This is a genomic window from Paenibacillus sp. TSM33, assembly GCF_056099025.1.
The window spans coordinates 1,039,767-1,058,178 of the sequence record NZ_JBLZXB010000010.1; the positions used below are offsets into that span (position 1 = coordinate 1,039,767).

20 protein-coding genes and 1 other annotated feature are annotated in these 18,412 nt (G+C 44.7%); of the genes, 16 read left to right on the plus strand and 4 right to left on the minus strand.

Annotated elements, in window-relative coordinates; translation table 11 throughout:
• Positions 1 to 23: 23 nt before the first annotated feature.
• The gene (locus ACN6NF_RS08805; RefSeq protein ID WP_031463261.1) at positions 24 to 863 is read right to left on the minus strand and encodes a helix-turn-helix transcriptional regulator; all 840 of its coding nucleotides are present in this window, start codon (positions 861 to 863) and stop codon (positions 24 to 26) included.
• A 163-nt stretch (positions 864 to 1,026) separates the two neighbouring features.
• Here ACN6NF_RS08805 and fabF point away from each other — a divergent pair, with 163 nt between their 5' ends.
• The 4 genes from fabF to ACN6NF_RS08825 all read left to right on the plus strand — a co-directional run bounded on the left by fabF (position 1,027) and on the right by ACN6NF_RS08825 (position 4,732).
• Positions 1,027 to 2,265 (plus strand): beta-ketoacyl-ACP synthase II, encoded by a 1,239-nt coding sequence (gene fabF / locus ACN6NF_RS08810; RefSeq protein ID WP_474316891.1) that lies wholly within the window; start codon positions 1,027 to 1,029, stop codon positions 2,263 to 2,265.
• A gap of 138 nt (positions 2,266 to 2,403) precedes the next feature.
• Positions 2,404 to 2,910 carry a GNAT family N-acetyltransferase gene (locus ACN6NF_RS08815; RefSeq protein WP_474316894.1) on the plus strand — a complete coding sequence of 169 codons (507 nt, stop codon included), beginning with the start codon at positions 2,404 to 2,406 and terminating at the stop codon, positions 2,908 to 2,910.
• Positions 2,911 to 2,930: 20 nt separating this feature from the next.
• Positions 2,931 to 3,884 carry a helix-turn-helix transcriptional regulator gene (locus ACN6NF_RS08820; RefSeq protein ID WP_474316896.1) on the plus strand — a complete coding sequence of 318 codons (954 nt, stop codon included), beginning with the start codon at positions 2,931 to 2,933 and terminating at the stop codon, positions 3,882 to 3,884.
• A 107-nt stretch (positions 3,885 to 3,991) separates the two neighbouring features.
• A complete protein-coding gene (locus ACN6NF_RS08825; RefSeq protein WP_474316897.1) occupies positions 3,992 to 4,732 on the plus strand; it encodes a zinc ribbon domain-containing protein in 741 nt (246 codons plus the stop codon).
• A gap of 85 nt (positions 4,733 to 4,817) precedes the next feature.
• Here the strand turns inward: ACN6NF_RS08825 and ACN6NF_RS08830 are convergent, their stop codons facing one another.
• Positions 4,818 to 6,053 (minus strand): MFS transporter, encoded by a 1,236-nt coding sequence (locus ACN6NF_RS08830; protein ID WP_474316898.1) that lies wholly within the window; start codon positions 6,051 to 6,053, stop codon positions 4,818 to 4,820.
• A gap of 195 nt (positions 6,054 to 6,248) precedes the next feature.
• Between ACN6NF_RS08830 and ACN6NF_RS08835 the strand changes: the two genes are divergently transcribed.
• From ACN6NF_RS08835 to ACN6NF_RS08855, 5 genes are all read left to right on the plus strand, one after another.
• Positions 6,249 to 6,836 (plus strand): TetR/AcrR family transcriptional regulator, encoded by a 588-nt coding sequence (locus tag ACN6NF_RS08835; RefSeq protein ID WP_474316900.1) that lies wholly within the window; start codon positions 6,249 to 6,251, stop codon positions 6,834 to 6,836.
• A 22-nt stretch (positions 6,837 to 6,858) separates the two neighbouring features.
• Positions 6,859 to 7,251 carry a hypothetical protein gene (locus ACN6NF_RS08840; protein WP_474316902.1) on the plus strand — a complete coding sequence of 131 codons (393 nt, stop codon included), beginning with the start codon at positions 6,859 to 6,861 and terminating at the stop codon, positions 7,249 to 7,251.
• A gap of 46 nt (positions 7,252 to 7,297) precedes the next feature.
• Entirely contained in the window at positions 7,298 to 7,516 is a 219-nt protein-coding gene (locus tag ACN6NF_RS08845) for a macro domain-containing protein (RefSeq protein WP_474316904.1), read from the plus strand.
• 84 nt (positions 7,517 to 7,600) lie between these two features.
• On the plus strand, positions 7,601 to 7,789 hold the full coding sequence (locus tag ACN6NF_RS08850) for a hypothetical protein (RefSeq protein WP_474316907.1): 189 nt from the start codon (positions 7,601 to 7,603) through the stop codon (positions 7,787 to 7,789).
• A 24-nt stretch (positions 7,790 to 7,813) separates the two neighbouring features.
• A complete protein-coding gene (locus ACN6NF_RS08855; protein ID WP_474316909.1) occupies positions 7,814 to 8,074 on the plus strand; it encodes an NUDIX domain-containing protein in 261 nt (86 codons plus the stop codon).
• A 45-nt stretch (positions 8,075 to 8,119) separates the two neighbouring features.
• On the opposite strand, the gene ACN6NF_RS08860 is transcribed toward ACN6NF_RS08855, so the two are convergent.
• A complete protein-coding gene (locus tag ACN6NF_RS08860; RefSeq protein WP_474316910.1) occupies positions 8,120 to 9,304 on the minus strand; it encodes an aminotransferase class I/II-fold pyridoxal phosphate-dependent enzyme in 1,185 nt (394 codons plus the stop codon).
• A gap of 42 nt (positions 9,305 to 9,346) precedes the next feature.
• Positions 9,347 to 9,585, minus strand: a binding site (T-box leader).
• 190 nt (positions 9,586 to 9,775) lie between these two features.
• On the opposite strand from ACN6NF_RS08860, the gene ACN6NF_RS08865 reads away from it, so the two are divergent.
• A complete protein-coding gene (locus ACN6NF_RS08865; RefSeq protein ID WP_474316913.1) occupies positions 9,776 to 10,384 on the plus strand; it encodes a DUF1349 domain-containing protein in 609 nt (202 codons plus the stop codon).
• 90 nt (positions 10,385 to 10,474) lie between these two features.
• Positions 10,475 to 11,176 carry a DUF1361 domain-containing protein gene (locus tag ACN6NF_RS08870; RefSeq protein WP_474316915.1) on the plus strand — a complete coding sequence of 234 codons (702 nt, stop codon included), beginning with the start codon at positions 10,475 to 10,477 and terminating at the stop codon, positions 11,174 to 11,176.
• 60 nt (positions 11,177 to 11,236) lie between these two features.
• On the opposite strand, the gene ACN6NF_RS08875 is transcribed toward ACN6NF_RS08870, so the two are convergent.
• Positions 11,237 to 12,166, minus strand: coding sequence for an ArsR/SmtB family transcription factor (locus ACN6NF_RS08875; RefSeq protein ID WP_017425808.1), 930 nt, complete (start codon positions 12,164 to 12,166; stop codon positions 11,237 to 11,239).
• A gap of 508 nt (positions 12,167 to 12,674) precedes the next feature.
• On the opposite strand from ACN6NF_RS08875, the gene ACN6NF_RS08880 reads away from it, so the two are divergent.
• The 5 genes from ACN6NF_RS08880 to ACN6NF_RS08900 all read left to right on the plus strand — a co-directional run bounded on the left by ACN6NF_RS08880 (position 12,675) and on the right by ACN6NF_RS08900 (position 18,359).
• Positions 12,675 to 14,018, plus strand: coding sequence for an ABC transporter substrate-binding protein (locus ACN6NF_RS08880; protein ID WP_474316918.1), 1,344 nt, complete (start codon positions 12,675 to 12,677; stop codon positions 14,016 to 14,018).
• Positions 14,019 to 14,111: 93 nt separating this feature from the next.
• The gene (locus ACN6NF_RS08885; RefSeq protein ID WP_016819168.1) at positions 14,112 to 15,002 is read left to right on the plus strand and encodes a carbohydrate ABC transporter permease; all 891 of its coding nucleotides are present in this window, start codon (positions 14,112 to 14,114) and stop codon (positions 15,000 to 15,002) included.
• 27 nt (positions 15,003 to 15,029) lie between these two features.
• Complete coding sequence (locus ACN6NF_RS08890) at positions 15,030 to 15,872, plus strand: carbohydrate ABC transporter permease (RefSeq protein ID WP_019686936.1); 843 nt, start codon at positions 15,030 to 15,032, stop codon at positions 15,870 to 15,872.
• An 86-nt stretch (positions 15,873 to 15,958) separates the two neighbouring features.
• Positions 15,959 to 17,344 carry a family 43 glycosylhydrolase gene (locus tag ACN6NF_RS08895; RefSeq protein ID WP_474316921.1) on the plus strand — a complete coding sequence of 462 codons (1,386 nt, stop codon included), beginning with the start codon at positions 15,959 to 15,961 and terminating at the stop codon, positions 17,342 to 17,344.
• Between the two features lie 46 nt (positions 17,345 to 17,390).
• A complete protein-coding gene (locus tag ACN6NF_RS08900) occupies positions 17,391 to 18,359 on the plus strand; it encodes a glycoside hydrolase family 43 protein (RefSeq protein WP_474316924.1) in 969 nt (322 codons plus the stop codon).
• The last annotated feature ends 53 nt before the right edge of the window (positions 18,360 to 18,412 follow it).

The window sequence follows — 18,412 nt, forward strand, 5'->3', positions numbered from 1 at the left end:
CATAACAGGAGGGATAAAATCCTTTAGCTGCCTTCCATTAACTTTTGGAGTTTACTTTCCGTAGAAGTTTGCGCATTGGGGGTATAAATGCTGCAACGGAGATCGACACTGCCTTGTACTTGAAGGGAAGTCAGGTCAAATAACATTTTGCCAGCCTTGGCATGACGAAATTCAATGAGCACTTCTGGAGCGGAGCTTACCTCACTCTGATTCCAAAGCTCGTTAAACTCTGGGTAGGCCTGACTCATGTTTTGTATAAATTGAGCATACCAGGGGTCTGTCACGTATTGCCCGTAATAAGCGCGGAATATAGCGAGAAACCCCTTTACAAAGTGTTCCCAATTCACAGCCAGACTTTTAAACTCCTTTTTGGTAAATAGCAGTTCGATCATATTGCGCTGCTCGTGTGGTAGCTCGGCAAAATCCATAAAAACATGAGCAGCAGCTTCGTTCCAGCCGACAATATGGCAGCGCCGATCTGAAATTATAGCAGGACAGTAGTGCAACTCTTGTACGATCTTTTGCAAAGACGGAGAAATGATCGCCTGCTCTGCAGGAGTAGGAAGGTTATGAGACCCGGCTTCCAGCGCTAAATCGTACAAATATTTACGCTCATCCGTGTTCAGCTGCAAGGCAGCAGCAATAGCATCCAATACGGAGGCGGATACCTTAATATCCCGTCCCTGCTCCAGCCAGGTATACCAGGTTGTACTGACACCTGCCAGCTGAGCGACTTCTTCTCTGCGTAAACCTGGTGTTCTGCGACGTGACCCTGGAGGAAGACCAACCATATGCGGATGTAGGCGGGCCCTTTTTGTTTTCAGAAAAATAGATAGTGCTTCCAGACGTGCTTCCGTTTTCATTAGATATTTCTCTCCATTCGATGAGTGTATCTGAAGTAATTAAATCAGGCGCTTACTATAGTAGTGTTCATTATACCAGGATAAACAAACACTTGTAATAGGATAAGACGAGGGTAAAATGAGGATTATAAGTAAGCCATCAAGCAGGAGGAATGAATAGCTTATGCAAAGAGTAGTGATAACAGGTATGGGTGTCGTTTCGCCATTGGGCAATGAAGTAGGCACGCTGTGGAACAATTTGCTGGAAGGCAATTCAGGTATACGTAAAATAGATTCATTTGATGTGTCCGATTTAAAAGCACAAATTGCTGGACTGGTACAGGATTTTGATGCAGAAAAGCAGTGGGGCCGTAAGGATGCCAGACGAATGGATCGATTTACTCAGTTTGCATTATATGCGGCAGAGCAAGCGCTCAAGGATTCTGGTCTGGAGCTGGATCACACTGATCTGGAGCGTGTAGGTGTCTATGTGGGGTCAGGAGTCGGGGGTTTGGATTCGTTGGTAGATAATGTGGACGTGCTGTTACATCGTGGCCCGGGTCGAGTTAGCCCAACGCTGGTACCTATGATGATCTCGAATATGGCTGCTGCACAAATAAGTATCGCCTTCGGAGCGATGGGTCCTACGCTTTCACCTGTAACGGCTTGTTCTATTGGGAACACTGCAATTGGAGAGGCGTTTCGGACCATTCGTACAGGAGATGCGGATGTCATTTTTGCCGGTGGAGCTGAAGCGGCGGTGTCTCGATTGGCTTTGGCAAGTTTCGCTAATGCAACTGCCTTGTCGACACGTAACGAGGAGCCTTCCACAGCAAGTCGGCCGTTTGACAAGAATCGGGACGGTTTTGTCATGAGCGAAGGAGCAGGCATCTTGGTGCTGGAGTCGCTGGAGCACGCTACCCGGCGTGGTGCAGAAATCTATGGTGAGGTCATCGGTTATGGAGCGAGTTCGGATGCCTATCATATGGTTGCACCGCATCCTGAAGGAACCGGAGCTTATCTAGCAATGAAAGCGGCCCTTCATTCGGCTCGAATCTCCCCTGAAGAAGTGGACGTGATCAGTGCTCACGCAACGAGTACGGCTGTAGGGGATATCGCTGAAACCTTGGCGATTCACAAGCTGTTTGGTGACTATGCCTATCAGATTCCGGTAACCGCGAATAAGTCCATGCTAGGTCATATGCTAGGAGCCGCAGGCGGTATCGAAGCGATTGCGCTTGTTCAAAGCCTTCGAGAAGGTATCATTCCGCCAACGATGCATCTGGACAATCCAGACCCTGTTTGTGATCTGGATTATGTGCCTCACGAAGCACGCAAGGCTTCGCTAAATGTTGGGTTATCTAATTCTTTCGGCTTCGGTGGTCATAATGCGGTCATTGTGCTGAAACGCTATGAGTCATAATATGTAATGAGTATTGAAGCCTCAGATGCTATATCCGGCTGGATCTAGCATCTGAGGCTATTTTAATTTAGGCATCATAGATTTAATTTAAATAATAGATAGAGTAAGATGGAGGAAAACATTTGGAGGGATGAAGCCATGATTATCATCAGGAACATAGAGCCAGCAGACGCTGAAGCGTATTGGAATTTAAGACTGGAAGCCCTAAAAATGAATCCCGAAGCTTTTGGAACCTCTTATGAGGAAGCTGTACAAGTTTCGTTATTTGATATAGTGAAGCAAATACAAAAAAAGAGAGATCATTACATACTTGGTGCATTTACAAAGGATCATCAGCTGGCTGGCATGACCGGGTTTAGAAGAGAACACAAAATTAAGACACGGCATAAAGGAACGATTTGGGGAGTGTATGTACCACCGATTTACCGAGGCCAGGGGATCGCTAAGAAACTTTTATTGGAAGTTATCAGTCGAGGTAGAAAAGTGGAAGGATTGAAGCAAATCAATTTGAGTGTGGTGGCTGCCAATCAAGCAGCTGTTGAACTTTATAGAAAATTGGGATTCAAAACTTATGGTATTGAAAAGAACGCTTTGGAATATCACGGTCAGGGATATGATGAGGAACTCCTGGCTTATTTTTATTAAGGGTGAAAGGTTTTGAAAACATGAAAATTGATCGATTGCTTTCTATCGTCATTTTGCTGCTGAAAAGAAATAGAATACAAGCAAAGGAACTCGCTGATTTATATGAGGTTTCGATCCGGACGATTTATAGAGATATTGAAGCGATTAGTCTGGCTGGTATCCCCGTAGTAACTTATCAGGGAGCAGGTGGGGGAATCGGCCTGATGGAAGGATATCGCCTGGATCGTAGTATGTTGACGGATCATGATATCAAGGACATTGTGATGGGCTTGCAGAGTTTGTCCTCGTCGTTGGGCGGTCCCAACGTATCCCGGTTACTTCATAAATTTGAAAGCATTATACCCGAGTCTGAAAAAGAGCAATTTAGTGTCCGTACCACACAGTTTATCGTCGATCATTCGGGATGGGGAAATCAGTCTGTCCAGGAAGCTAAATTAATCAAGGTAAAAGAGGCAATGAGTCAAGCGCGTACGGTTGCTTTTACCTATCGCAATGCGGAAGGAGCCCGAACGGAACGGAATGTGGAACCGCATACGCTTGTGCTGAAAGGGCAACAATGGTTTGTGTATGCGTATTGTCCTGACAGGGGGCAGTTTCGGTTGTTCAAGCTTTCCCGTATGAATGAGCCTGTGGTTACAGAGACGGCTTTCACCCGCAGGGATCTTTCTAATGAAGTGCTGCCGTGGAATGAGGGGCGGATGACGGCATCCAGGGCTGTACAACCGTTTACGCTACAATTTAACCGCAACTCAAGACATCTGGCGGAGGACTGGTTTGGTGTGGAAGCATTGAACGAGCAGGAGGAAGGAATTTACACGGTTTCGGTTCCGTTTCCTGAGGATGCGTGGGTGTACAGATTTATTTTAAGCCTCGGACCGGATGTGGTTGTTAAAGAACCGGCTCATTTGCGAGACAAGATTCATAAGCTGGCGTTGCGTATTGCGTCTAATTATGAAGAAGGTTATGAATTATAGAGTAAATCTTAGATTAAAGTAAAACGAACCTGACCCATAGTTGTCAGGTTTGTTTCGTTATACTGGTGGCATACCAGATACGAATTGGCGAAAGGGGATTTACGAGAATGGATAAAGCTTGTCAAAGTTGCGGGATGCCACTGGAGCATGAGGGTCAATATGGGACGGATGCACAACATAATAGTACAGATGAGTATTGCAAGTATTGTTACAAGGAAGGTGCATTTATACAGCCTGACTTGACAATGGAGGGAATGATCCAGCAGTGTGTGCCGATCCTGGTAGAAGAGGGAATGCTGGCAGAAGAAGCGACTTCGATGCTGCGTAATCACCTACCAAACTTGAAGAGATGGCGATCTTCAGAGGATGCAGAGCTTCAATTTGATGGCCCCATTCGGGAGGAGTACCGAGGTGAAATCCATTTAATTGGACTAAAAGCACGCACAAATAATCAGAAGGAACAAACGTCCCAGGGGATCATTCCAAACATGTGGGAACGTTTTGTAGGTGAGGATGTGGCAGGCCGGATCAGAGGTCCTCAAGGACTTGCTTCCGTCTATGGTTGCTATACTGACTATGAAAATGGAGCTCTGGGCGAGTATACATTTTTTATCGGAAAGGAAGCGGCTGAGGATTTCCAAGCTCCTGACGATCTTGAAGAACTTGTAATTCCGGCTGCACGCTACGCTATTTTTCAGGCAACCCATGAACCTTCTTCTGTCTTCCGTGTATGGCAGACAATTTGGGCATGGGCCGCCACGGGACAAGGGGAGCGGACCTACACAGGTGATTTTGAAGTGTATGGCAATCCAGATGAACCTGTTTTGATTTATATTGCAATCAAGTGATGATTTACAGTTATAGAAGAGAACCGTCTAGGCCGTTGTTGAGGCCCAGGCGGTTTTTGTTGATTGAATCCATAGGGGTTTACCATCAAGTTGAACGTCGAGTCACCGTCCAAAAAATGAGAGCCAGAGCACTGACACCCGCCCCCAATAGGCAAACTCCGTTCCACCCAGCATAGGTATACATGTGAGTGGAGGTAATAGCTCCAGTGGCGCTGCCGATGGAATAAAAGATCATGTAGCCTGCGGTAAGTCGACTCCGTGCTTCAGGACGAACGTTGAAAATCAAGCTCTGGTTAGTGACATGCACAGCCTGTACGGCCAGATCCAAAAGAATGACACCAAGAGTTAAAGCGAATAGAGAATGCTCGGTGTAGCGTATAGGTAGCCAGGACAGCAGCAATACAACTAGTGCGATACCTGTCGTTCGTTGTCCCAAGCCTTGATCAGCAAGCCGCCCTGCTTGTGCTGCTGCTAATGCTCCGGCGACTCCAGCCAGGCTGAAGGCCCCAATAGCAGTATGTGAAAGAGAAAATGGGGGGGCACTGAGCGGTAATACAAGCGAAGTCCACAATATGCTGAACGCTGTGAAAATAAGCAGCGCAAGGACGGCACGAATACGCAGAATTCGTTCTTGGACGAACAGTGTGATAACCGAGCGAAGCAGCTGCCCATAGGAAAGTGTGGCGCTTGTGGGTGCGTTCTTTGGGAGCACTCGCAACAGCGCTACAGCCATAAACAGCGTAAGTATAGCAGAAACAAGGTAAACTGAACGCCAGCCTGCCAGATCAGTTAATACACCGGCAACGGTTCGTGCGAGTAAAATGCCGATAACGACTCCGCTGGTTACCAGTCCTACGACCTGCCCGCGTTCAGTCGGATGAGCCAAGGTCGAGGCGAATGCCACGAGTGTCTGAGTCACTACAGCCAGCAGTCCAACCATTGCCATTCCCATAAGCAATATTGTACGGGTAGGGGCAAAGCTAACCAGGATTAATGCCAGCACAGATAGCAGCATCTGTCCTGTAATCAATCGCCGCCTGTTCAAGAGATCGCCAAGCGGGACGAGCAGCAGCAGTCCTAACGCATAACAAATTTGCGTGACGGTAATAACGATACCGACCGATGGGTGTGTAATGCTAAACTCGTGCGCCAGCGCATCCAGTAAGGGCTGTGCATAGTAAATGTTAGCGACAGCCAGCCCGCAGGCGATAGCAAACAACAGTGCCACAGACCGGGATAATACCGGAACTGGGGCTATTTCGGCAGTATTGGCTAGCGTTTGATGGGGGAGAAGTAGCGCTTTTTCTTCTGACGTCTTCATTTTCACATACCACGTCGCTTTCTGTAATTTATATACCGACTAGCATAATATACTGATCGGTATATAACAAATTTAGGTCACTATAACTCTCGTTTATAAGAATTGTCAAGAGTTTAACCCGTACATATTTGACAGCCGATTCTGAAGATCATACAATCTTAATATACTGAACGATACAAAAAGAAGGGGTTAAATATGGTTAGACCACGAGAATTTGATGAAGATCAAGCGTTGGATGCAGCGATGCAAGTTTTTTGGGAAAAGGGATTCGAGGCCACGTCTTTAAGTGATTTGACCTCCCGTATGGGAATACAACGTCCCAGCATATATGCTGCCTTTGGGGATAAAAAGCAATTATTCGAAGCTGCGCTGCGTAAATATACACAATCTCATGCAGCTTGTGTACGGGCTAAACTGCAAAATAGTTCATCTGTAAAAGAAGCATTTTACAATTTTTTTGGAGGAGTGGTGGCGGAAGAGTACGAGAAGGAGTCTAACAAGGGATGCTTTTGCATCAATACAATGGTAGAGTTAGCCCCTCATGATGAGAGGTTTGAAATTTTAACCAGAGAACATCAGATGTATCTTTCTGCTGTCTTTCAGGAGACCCTCGAACGTGGTATTCAATCTGGGGAGCTCGAGGTGAAAATGGATGCACGAGCTTTGGCACATACTTTAGTCTCTTTGTTAATCGGGATAACTGTGATGATGAAGTCACGCCCAGCGCGTTCTTTTGTGGATCATGCGGTTGCGACCGCACTTATGTTGCTGGATGGAAAATAACTTAGGATGGGAGAACACCTGGATGCCACACATAAAAGCTATTCAAACGCCGCTTGGTGAATTGCATGGACGGGATGCGGTCTATTTGGATCAGATTCATATGAATTATGCGAAAAAAGAGCTGGTTTTGAAGGGAGAGATTAATGGGGGTTTAGCGCCAGAAGCAGTAGACGATTTTGTACCTTATGAGCTTATATTTACAGGAGTCTACTACTTTAATATGATTGAACTGGATGTGGCTATAGACATGTCTGAGCCGAAGTATACGCAAGGTAGCAGTTTTGATGAGCTTACAGATACACCATTATTAGCTACAATAGCTAGTGCACGGGGGAAAAATCTTAAACACTTTCTGTTGAAAACCTATGATGATATATTCGAAATCGCTTGTAGAGACTATAAGATGACTATATAAATAAAGCTGATTTTTAGAAGAGGAGGGGGAGCGATGGATATCCAGATTGCAATTAGCTTTAGAACTGAATGCACGCAGTATTGCTTTTCCCAATATTAGCACAGGTATCTACCGATTCCCAAAAGAAAAGGCGGCCGAGATTGCTATACAGGAAGTGACACGTTTTGTACAGGAACATGCTGGGTTGAATGAGATTATTTTTGTTTGTTTTGATGCGGAAAATGCTCAGTTATATAGCCGTAAGCTACAGTCACCTAAAGATTAATTTTTTAGTATACATACTTAAGCTCCTTATTTAACTTAATCCAACGAATGAATTGATGTAAGAGTGCTCAACTGGAGGTGTGTTATGCTGGCTAAACTGGTAAATAAGATCCCGCGGGATTGGCTTGTATTCATGTATAAGCATACGCCGTTCACTCGATTGAAAAATGCTTTGGTGTACCGGGCACAACATAAATTTTTAGTTGCTGTGCTGGGCATTTTCACGAATGAGGCCGGGGAAGTGCTGCTATTACAGCACGTATACCGGAAGTAGCCGTGGGGGATTCCCGGCGGCTGGATGGAGCTAGAGCAGCCGGGAATCGCCCTGCGGCGTGAAGTCCGGGAAGAAACCGGGCTGGAGGTAGAGATCACCTCTTTAGCGCAAGCCCAGTTTGGCCAGTTGCCGAACCGTGTGGATCTTATTTTTACAGGCCGGGTGACCCCGGGTACCTTTCGACCAAGCGCTGAAATCTCCGACATTTGTTACTGCCGCGTAGGAGAATGGCCGGAAGGTTTGCCAGCACACCAGAAAAAGCTTATTCAGAAGCTGCTGAAGTAAAAGTTCACCCATGCTCATGTTCAGTTCATGCTATGGAAAATCGGTTTACAGGCGTTTTAGGAATACGCTGATGCGTTCCAGGGCCATTTCAAGCTGTTCACGCGATGACGCATACGAGCAGCGGATAAAGCCTTCGCCGCCTGGGCCAAAGGCGGAACCCGGGACCGTTATAACTCCTTGTTCTTCCAGCAGTCGCTTGGCAAACTGTTCGGAGCTTAACCCTGTATGCGTAATGGAGGGAAAAGCATAGAAGGCACCGTTTGGTTCATGACATGGAAGTCCTGTCTGACATAGGCCAGCAACGAACCATTTTCGACGTTGATTGTAGGACTCCATCATACGATCTTTCTCCTCTAGCCCGTTGCGCAGGGATTCAATCGCGGCAATTTGCCCGATAATAGGAGCACACATGGCTGTATATTGATGGATTTTCAGCATGGCTGAAATCAACTCTCTCGGACCGCATACATAGCCGACCCTCCAGCCTGTCATGGCAAATGCTTTGGAAAAGCCGCTGATGAGCAGGGTTCGTTCTTTCATTCCTGGCAGAGAAGCGAAACTTACATGCTGTTGTCCATAGGTCAATTCTGCATAAATTTCGTCCGATATGACGATAAGATTATGCTCCTCAACCAGACGGGCAATGGGTAGCCAATCCTCATAGGTCATCACCCCGCCCGTCGGGTTGTTCGGATAACAGAGAATAAGCACTTTGGATAGTGGAGTCAGCTTGGATTTGAGCTCCTCAGCTGTCAGCTTAAACTGCTGGTCCGCAGACGTTTCCACCGTTACGGTATGTCCTCCGTTCAAAAAGGTGATAGGCGAATATGAAATATAACAGGGAGCTGGTATGAGTATTTCATCGTGTGTTGTGATGAGAGCGCGTAGCGCCAAATCCAACGCTTCACTGCTGCCAACAGTGACCATGATTTCATCTGCCGGGTTATAGGATGTGCTGAAGCTGCTCTCCAGATATCCGGCAATTTCCTCGCGCAGCTCAGGGAGACCTGCATTGGGTGTGTATGAGGTTTTACCATTTTCCAGTGCTGTGATACAGGCCTTTCTCACATGTTGAGGGGTTACAAAATCCGGTTCACCGACACCAAGCGATATGATATCTTTTCTGCCTGTACTATATTCAAAAAACCGACGGATACCTGAAGGCGGCATTTCCCGTACAGCCGGAGTCAAAAAATCAGTTATAGATACTGCTGTCGATACATTTGTCATGTTGATTCCTCCTTATTGAAAAACAAAAAAACCCGCCCCTGTAAAAGGGACGAGTTTATACCCGTGTTACCACCCTAGTTTCATTCCATAGGAAATGACACTCTGTTCACGTATCCATCAATACGTGTTCCGGTTAACGCTGGAAAGGCGGCAGAGCTTACTTCAGGTTCAGCCCGCTTCTCAGAGATGGCGTTCAGCTACCCTCGGAATGTTGGCTTTCACCTGCCCCAACTCTCTGCAAATCCGCTGTATAGCTTACTCGTTCTCGTCATTGAAATTTGTTGCCGTATCAATTTAGGTGTAATTATAAGCACAACATTTCAGAATAGCAAGTCTTTTTTTATAATTCTGGAAGACAGAAGCATCATCATTGACGACTGGAAGATAACGTATATAGTGGTATCATGGGGAATTCTGCCTCAAAATTTCACTGTGTTAAGACTATATTGGCTAGAGAGGGATGGTGTCCATATGAACGTATTTGAAGGCTTTAACGAAAAGGTTTTGCCTGAAGGATGGGGATGGACCAACGAACCAACTGTATGGAGCTTCGATGAATCCAAGGCTTTACAAGTATCTGCACCTTCACAGGCAGATTTTTTTAGAGATCCGTCCGGCGCAGTTATCAAATCGTCCGCTCCTTTTTTGCATACCACCCTACATGGAGATTTTACAATATGGACGAGGGTTCGTGTCGATATGAAGCAGCCCTATGATTCAGGATGCTTGATGGTGATGGCTGATGATACTCATTGGGCTAAGGTATGCTTTGAATACTTTGAGAATACCCCCTCGATCCTTAGTGTGGTCACACGGGATACATCCGATGATTGTATATCGGGGGCGATGGATGCTTCTAATCCATATTTGCGAGTAACACGAGCTGGAAATTGCTTTGCCTTTCATTATTCCTCGGATGGTCAACATTGGAAACTGGCCAGATATTTTGGCATGAATGTTCCCAGCCAGCTAAAAGTTGGGGTTGTCGCACAATCTCCGGTAGGGGAGGGGTGTAATGTTACCTTTGACGCTTTGACGATAACAAAGCATGTGTACGGGGATATACGAAACGTGGAATAAATAAAAGCCCTCTTTCTCTATATGAAAGCGCTATAGGAGAGAATTGAAGAGACGTAAATACGCGTTCTTAGGCAGGAGGTAGATGGAAGTTTGCTGTTAAGAAGGAAGGGTTACAAGCTGCCCGGTTTGTTGGGGGTGATGTTTGTAGCTACGTTGGGCTGTTTCGGACTCATTATGTATTTACAGTCTACAAGCGGGACGAGAATATATCAATTTCTGTATTGGGATATATTTCTGGCATGGGTTCCGGTGTTTATTTCATTGTTCATGGTGGCGTTATCCAGATTGCGAAATGCAAAAGTGAGAAATATTCTTTTATTTTTCGCCGCATGGGTATGGTTGTTTTTTCTGCCGAATGCTCTTTATTTAGTGACCGAACTACTCCATGCATTCCGTTTGTATGATGTGAATCCTGGTACGCGTTTTTGGTTGAACACTCAATTTTGGCTAATCTTATTTACGTCCTTTTCAGTTGCTGGAATTGGTCTTTTTCTTACATCCCTTTGTGTATTGATGATCCACCGTATGTTGAGGAAGATTTGTTCAGGCTGGCTTGCATGGGCTGTAGTTTTTGTGATGTTATGGCTGGCCAGCATAGGTGTGTATATAGGCAGATTTGTCCGCTGGAATAGCTGGGATGTGTTGCTGCAACCGCTGGTGCTTTTTGCGGATCTTTGGAGATGGGCAGTACATGCAGGGGAGAAGCTTCATTTGCTGTCCTTTAGCTGGCTGGTGTTTGGGATGGCAATCATCTTTTATCTATTTATTTATATTTCTTTAAATGAAGATTAGGGTTTAGGCCGAGGACATGTATTCAATGAATACAGACTTCGGCCTTTTACCTGTGACAAGTTAAGAGTTGGAGTTATCTTCTTCGTGTACATCGTAAAGCACGCGCACAAGCAAATCTTGGCCGAAATTTCCGAATCTTTTACCAAAAATAGTGAGTCCTCCTTTGTTTTGCGATTGATCAGATACGGATAAACGCAGTGTAATATCGCTTTTGTAATCAAGTCCAATATCGTCTATGGTGACTTCTGATATGCGGCACCCGTCAATGAAGCTTCCATGCTGATTGATGCGAATTAACTTCAGCATGCCGTACTGATTCAAGTGTGGAGGCCACCAATCGGGATTGAGAACCCCGGGAACAGCTCCAAAATCGCCTGGGCTCGTCCAGTGACCGATGGCAATACCATTTATATGAAAACAAATATCAGACGGATAGTCCTCACAATAACATGGTGCTTCTGATCCCAGCTCTGCGGAAAATTGAATTTCAGTAAAGGATTGATTCGCTTTCAAGTAGTTAGGAATGCGGTATTCCAGAAAGCCTTCTGCCATCCAGATCATTTCAGAGTCCAGTCGCGCGGGATCTGCAAAATAGCGTGGATCATCAAAATCGCCGATAATGCTGTCTTTAGTCACTAATCCACAAGTAGGAACCGCCTGGTAGTTACTATAATGACCGATGCGAATTTCTACCTCATACACATTTTTTTGTTCTCTGCTGCGTAGATCTACCATTAGCTTTTCCTTATTTAAATAGCACATTTTTCGGGTCCCGTGTTTACCGCTTACCGTATTGATTTCCACAAGTCCACATTCTTCCAGTTTGCGAATGTGCATCGTAATGGTGCCGTTGCTCAAATTCAGTTTGCTCGCAATATCATTCATACTTTGTCCCTGAACAGCAAGTAACTCAAGAATTTGAATGCGGATTTCCGAGCCAAGTGCTTTGAAAATATCTAACCCCGACATTAAGTCCTTAATATAAATCATACCTATAGCCCATCCTTATCTATAAAAATGTAATGTAAGCGCTTATATTTTTATTTTGATTTATGTTAAAATAAAATCATAAAGAAGTAAACTGCTTTTCTGTAAATTTTTTTTACTAAAAGAAGAAGAGAGGAAATGACGTTCTAACATAAAGTGTTTTTTATAAAATAAATCGTATTTAAGTATTTTATTTAGTATTTATTGCGAAAATATACTTAAATGCGATTTAATTTTGCTTTTAAAGTTATTCCAATCTATGTTTTATAATTATTTAAAAAGATTGAAAAATGCATTGACGAACCGTAGAATGGCGTGCTATATTTTATTTGTAAACGAATTCATTATTGATAAATGTAAATGTTAATTATATGGTACATGAGAGGGATGATAATCACAGCGGCAATCAACAACGGGTTGTGTACCGCACAGTTAAAGATTAGGCCGAGTGGTATGAAGTTATTTTAACACTTAATGTATGCGGTTTCATTTAATTTTAGGAGGGGTCGCGTTGACAAAGAAAAAAGGTTTTGCACTAACAATGGTTGTTCTGTTGTTGATGGTTGCTGCATTGGCGGGCTGTAGTGGAGGAAATTCCAGTAGCGATGGAAGTAAGGAATTGACTTTCATGTTCCGTGGAGGAACGGATGAGCAGAAGGCTTATAAGGATGTTATCAAAAAATTTGAAGAAGAACATCCTGGTGTAAAGGTTAAAATGGTCGTGACAGCAGCAGACCAATATGCTACAAAGCTTAGAGCTGCAATCACAGGTAACAATCTTCCAGATATCTTTTATTTTGCCCCTGGAGATTTGAAAGCTTATGTTAACAGTGGGGTGTTGAAGGATCTGACACCTTATATTGAGAAGAGCAAGGATATAAACCTGGATAACATTTGGAAATACGGTGTAGATTTGTATCGCTATGACGGTAAAATGGCCGGTCAAGGAAATATTTACGGTATGCCGAAGGACTTGGGTCCATTCGCTTTGGGTTATAACAAAACCATGTTTGAAAAAGCAGGTGTTCCATTGCCTGACAAAGACAAACCTTATACATGGGATGAGTTCATTAAGGTTAACCAAGAGCTGACCAAAGATACTAACGGCGACGGCAAACCAGATCAATACGGAACAGGTTTTAACGTTCAGTGGGCATTGCAAGCCTTTGTATGGAGTAATGGCGCTGATTGGCTGGATGAGAGCAAAACCAAAGTAACAATTGATGATCCGAAATTTGCGGAAGCGCTTCAGTTCTTTGCTGATATGCAAAACAAATATAAAATTACACCTGGCATTGAACAATCACAAACATTGGACACATATCAACGCTGGATGAAAGGCGAAATGGCGTTCTTCCCAGTAGGGCCTTGGGATATGAGTACATTTGAAAAACTGCCATTTGAATATGATTTGTTGCCTTTCCCAACTGGATCGACTGGCAAACCGGCAACATGGATTGGTTCCCTGGGTATCGGTGTTTCCTCTAAAACAAAATATCCGGATGAAGCTGTAGAATTGGTTAACTATCTGACCACTTCCAAAGAAGGCATGAAGCAGCTCGTAGATGCTAAGGTACAAATTCCGAATCTGCTGGATATGGCTGATGAATGGGCCAAAGATACAAAAACCAAGCCTAACAATAAGCAGGAATTTATTGATATCGTAAATGATTATGGACGCTCATTACCAGGCAACTATACGTATAACGCAGAATGGTACGATATTTTCTTCACAGATATTCAACCTGTGCTGGATGGCAAAATTACGGCAGCAGATTATGTGAAGCAAGAGCAACCGAAGATGCAGAAACTGCTGGATAAAGCGGTGGAGCAAGAGAAAAAATCACAGAAATAATGCGTATATAGAGGAAAAAAGGATGATGTTAGTGGCTGAATATCATGCTGCTAACATCATCTTCATTCCAAATCAGAAACAGAGGTGAGCCCTGTGATAACCAAATCTAATCTCTACCGCAAAGAGAAGATATATGGATACTTATTTATTCTTCCGCCTATTCTCGGTCTGCTAATCTTTACGCTGTTCCCGTTTGTCTATTCGTTATACGGCTCTTTTACAGACTGGGACGGATTGGGACAAATGAACTTTATTGGGTTGGACAATTTTAAGGATTTATTTAGCGATGAGCTCTTTTACAAATCGATGTACAATACTCTTTTCTTAATGTTGGGTATTCCAATCGGTCTCGTACTGGCTTTGCTGCTGGCATTGGGGCTGAATCGCAAGATTCCAGGCACGACGACATTTCGTGTGATTTATTATATCCCGGTCATTTCTTCGTTGGCTGCTGTTTCTATTATGTGGAACTGGGCCTACAACGGAGATTATGGTTTGGTGAACCAATTCCTTGAGTTGTTCGGTATTAAGGGACCTAACTGGCTGATGGATAAGGATACAGTCAAACCGGCCCTGATTCTCATGACCGTATGGAAAGGTCTCGGATATACAATGTTGCTATATCTGGCCGCACTGCAAAGTGTATCTCGCTCTTATTATGAAGCAGCAGAGCTGGACGGAGCTAGCGGATTCCAAATGTTCCGCAATATTACATGGCCAATGGTCAAACCAGTAACCTTCTTCCTGGTCGTTACCAACATTATTGGTGGTTCGCAAATCTTTACTGAAATGAACATTATGACACCTACAGGGGGTCCGGAATATTCATCCGCCTCAATTGTCTTCTATATTTGGGATAAGGCATTCAAAAACCTGCAAATGGGATATGCCTCCGCGATGGCTATGATTCTCGGCATCTTCATTTTTATCGTAACTTTGATTCAATTTAAAATGAATGAAAAATCATCCTTTGATGGGGATTGATTTTCGCGGAAAGGAGTGAAGCTGGTTATGTCCCATAGTCAAAAAACGAAAGTTACCAATATCATTATCTTTATTGTACTGGCGATTGGAGCGATTGCGATGATCGCGCCGTTGCTTTGGATGTTGTCCACTTCGGTAAAAGAAAAGCAGGATGTCTTTGCACTTCCACCAGTATGGATACCAGAGGTGTTTCAGTTTGGTAAGTACAAGGAAATTTGGGAGGCAGGCCCCCTGTTAAGCGGGATCAAGAACAGTGTGATTGTGGCTGTAAGTGTCACGGTTGTGGGTACTTTCACCTCTAGTGTGGCCGCTTTTGCATTCGCAAAGCTGAGATTCCCTCATAAAAATAAGCTGTTTTTGGCACTCATCGCATCCATGATGATTCCTTACCCAACAGTTATGATTCCACAGTTTATGATGTTCTCCAAACTAGGCTGGGTAGATACGCTGTTGCCTCTGATCGTTCCCGGCTTGTTCGGTAATGTAGTCATGATCTTTTTCTTGCGGCAATATTTGCTCAGTGTACCGGATGCTATTATCGAAGCTGCTAAAATTGACGGAAGCTCTTATTTCCGACTTTATTCGTCGATTACGTTCCCGCTCATTAAGCCTGCAGTGGCGGCACAGCTAATTTTATGGTTTATGGGCATTTGGAACGATTACTTGGCACCGATTATTTACTTGAACTCACCAGAAACGCAGACATTGCAGCTGGTTATCGCGAATTTTAATGCGACTTATGCCATTCAGACAGACTATCCGCTTATAATGGCAGCTTCCATTATAGCTTTGTTACCTGTGTTGATTATATTCCTAATCTTCCAGAAACAAATTATTGAGTCGGTTGCCATTTCAGGTGTCAAGGGTTAATTGACACTTGCACTTGGACGATTCGGATGAATGCTGTAACGCAGTCACCCTATGTATTGAGTAAAGGAAGGAGGAGAATAACAGTTATGGTTATGCTGCTAATGCTGGGCCTATCCGGCTGTGGGGATAACACTCCGGACCCTGTATATCCGCAGGCTCCGCCTCCTGATCGCTTGTATGATCAAAGTACGATAGACGATGAACAGCGCTGGACTATCAACAATGCTCATGACCCAGCGATTATCAAAACAGATCAGGGATATTATGTCTATTCGACGGATGTAAAGACAGGTGGAGAATTGAGACCGGGTGTCATGGTTCGGAAATCGAACGACCTGATTCACTGGAGCTGGGTTCAATATGCTTTACCCGGCATTCCAAAGGAAGCGGGGGCATGGTCATCAGCAACGAATCTGTGGGCCCCGGACGTCATAAAGATGGGCGATACCTATCGAATGTATTATTCTGCCTCTACATTTGGCAGCACACGATCAGCCATTGGGTTGCAGACATCCCATTCCCCGGAAGGACCTTGGAAGGATGAGGGGCTGGTTATTAAAACAGGTGAGCATGACAAGCTGAATGCAATTGATGCTAATCCGGTACTAGATGCCGACGGAAATCCATGGATGGTGTACGGATCTTTTTTCGGTGGGATTTATATTACACGACTTGATCCGCAGACTGGAAAGCTCAAGGAATCTGGCTATGGTCAAAATATCGCTGCCAGAGATCGGGCAACCGAGGACGGAGCTGTGGAAGGACCGTACATTGTGTACAATCCTGTGTTCCGTAAATACTACTTGTTTGTCTCGTATGATTCTTTGTTCGAGGACTACAATGTTCGTGTTGCCCGCTCGGATTCTATCACAGGCCCGTACGTGGATATGAATGGACATGACATGGCGGATACCAGTTATTTGCCTCAATATGAGATTGGGAACAAGATACTGGGTGGTTACCGTTTCAGCGAAGGAGAGGGCTGGGTTGCGCCAGGTCATAATTCCGTGCTGAAGGACGGGGATGATTACTACATTGTTCATCATGCGCGGGGAGAAACGGATAAGAGCTGGCCCTACTTGCATGTGCGCAAAATATTGTGGACGGCTGATGGTTGGCCTGTCGTATCGCCGGAACGGTATGCGGGTGAAAAGGAGCAGGATATACCCAAAAGGCTATTATCTGGTAACTGGGAGCGCATCGTGATAAGGCAGGAGGTAGACGGTCAGGTGGAAGCTGAACCGCTTCATCTGGAAGACGGAGGGCGGGCAACCAGTGGTTCTCTGGAAGGTCACTGGAGTTTTGATGGCAGACGTACTCTAACAATGAATTGGAGCAATGCGTCCGAAGGATCAAAGGAGGAACTGCTATTGCTACCTTCATGGGACTGGGAGCTCGGTCGCCATACTCTTATTTTCACGGGTATGAATGAAAAAGGAATTTCCATCTGGGGAAAACGTATCACCGATTAATCATATGAATATGAACTACATATTACACATAGAGGAGAGAAAAACCATGAATCAACCTGTATCCTTTAATAATCCGGTCATTGAGCAACGTGCAGACCCATGGATTTACAAGCATAGTGATGGGTACTATTATTTTACCGGATCTGTGCCAGAGTATGACCGCATTGAGGTTCGGCGGGCACGTACTATTCAAGGCTTGAATACAGCAGAGCCAGTGGCAGTGTGGCATAAATATGAAACGGGTCCGTTAAGCGCGAACATTTGGGCACCGGAAATTCATTATATTAACAACAAATGGTACATTTATTTTGCAGCAGCTCGTACCACAGAAACGAAGGAAGGTCTGTTTGACCATCGTATGTTCGTGTTGGAAAATGATTCAGCTAATCCTCTGGAAGGCGAATGGGTGGAAAAGGGACAGATCAAAACTCGCTGGGAGACGTTTGCTCTCGATGCGACAACCTTCCAGCATAATGGCGTTCTATATTATGTATGGGCTCAGAAAGACCCGGACATCGTTGGCAATTCCAATCTGTATATTTCAGAAATGAGCAATCCGTGGACGCTGCGCGGTGAGCAGGTCATGATCTCTACACCAGAATTTGACTGGGAAGTCATCGGTTTTAAGGTAAATGAAGGAGCAGCCGTTCTGAAACGGAACGGTCGGATTTTTATCAGCTATTCAGCTAGTGCCACAGACCACAATTATTGCATGGGCCTGCTAACGGCAGACGAGAATGCCGACTTACTTGACCCGAAATCGTGGGCAAAATCTACTTCACCAGTATTTTGCACAAATGAGGAGACAGGTCAATTCGGACCTGGTCACAACAGCTTCACTGTTGCTGAGGATGGTAGTGACGTTATCGTATATCACGCCCGCAATTACAAGGAAATTACAGGAGACCCACTGTATGATCCAAATCGTCATACACGAGTTCAGCGTTTGAACTGGAATGAGGATGGAACACCTGACTTTGGTATCCCGGTGCCAGATGGCGTTTCTGTCGGATAACCCAGTCGAAATATATGTAGATGATTGACGTGTCACACAGCGACACAATAATT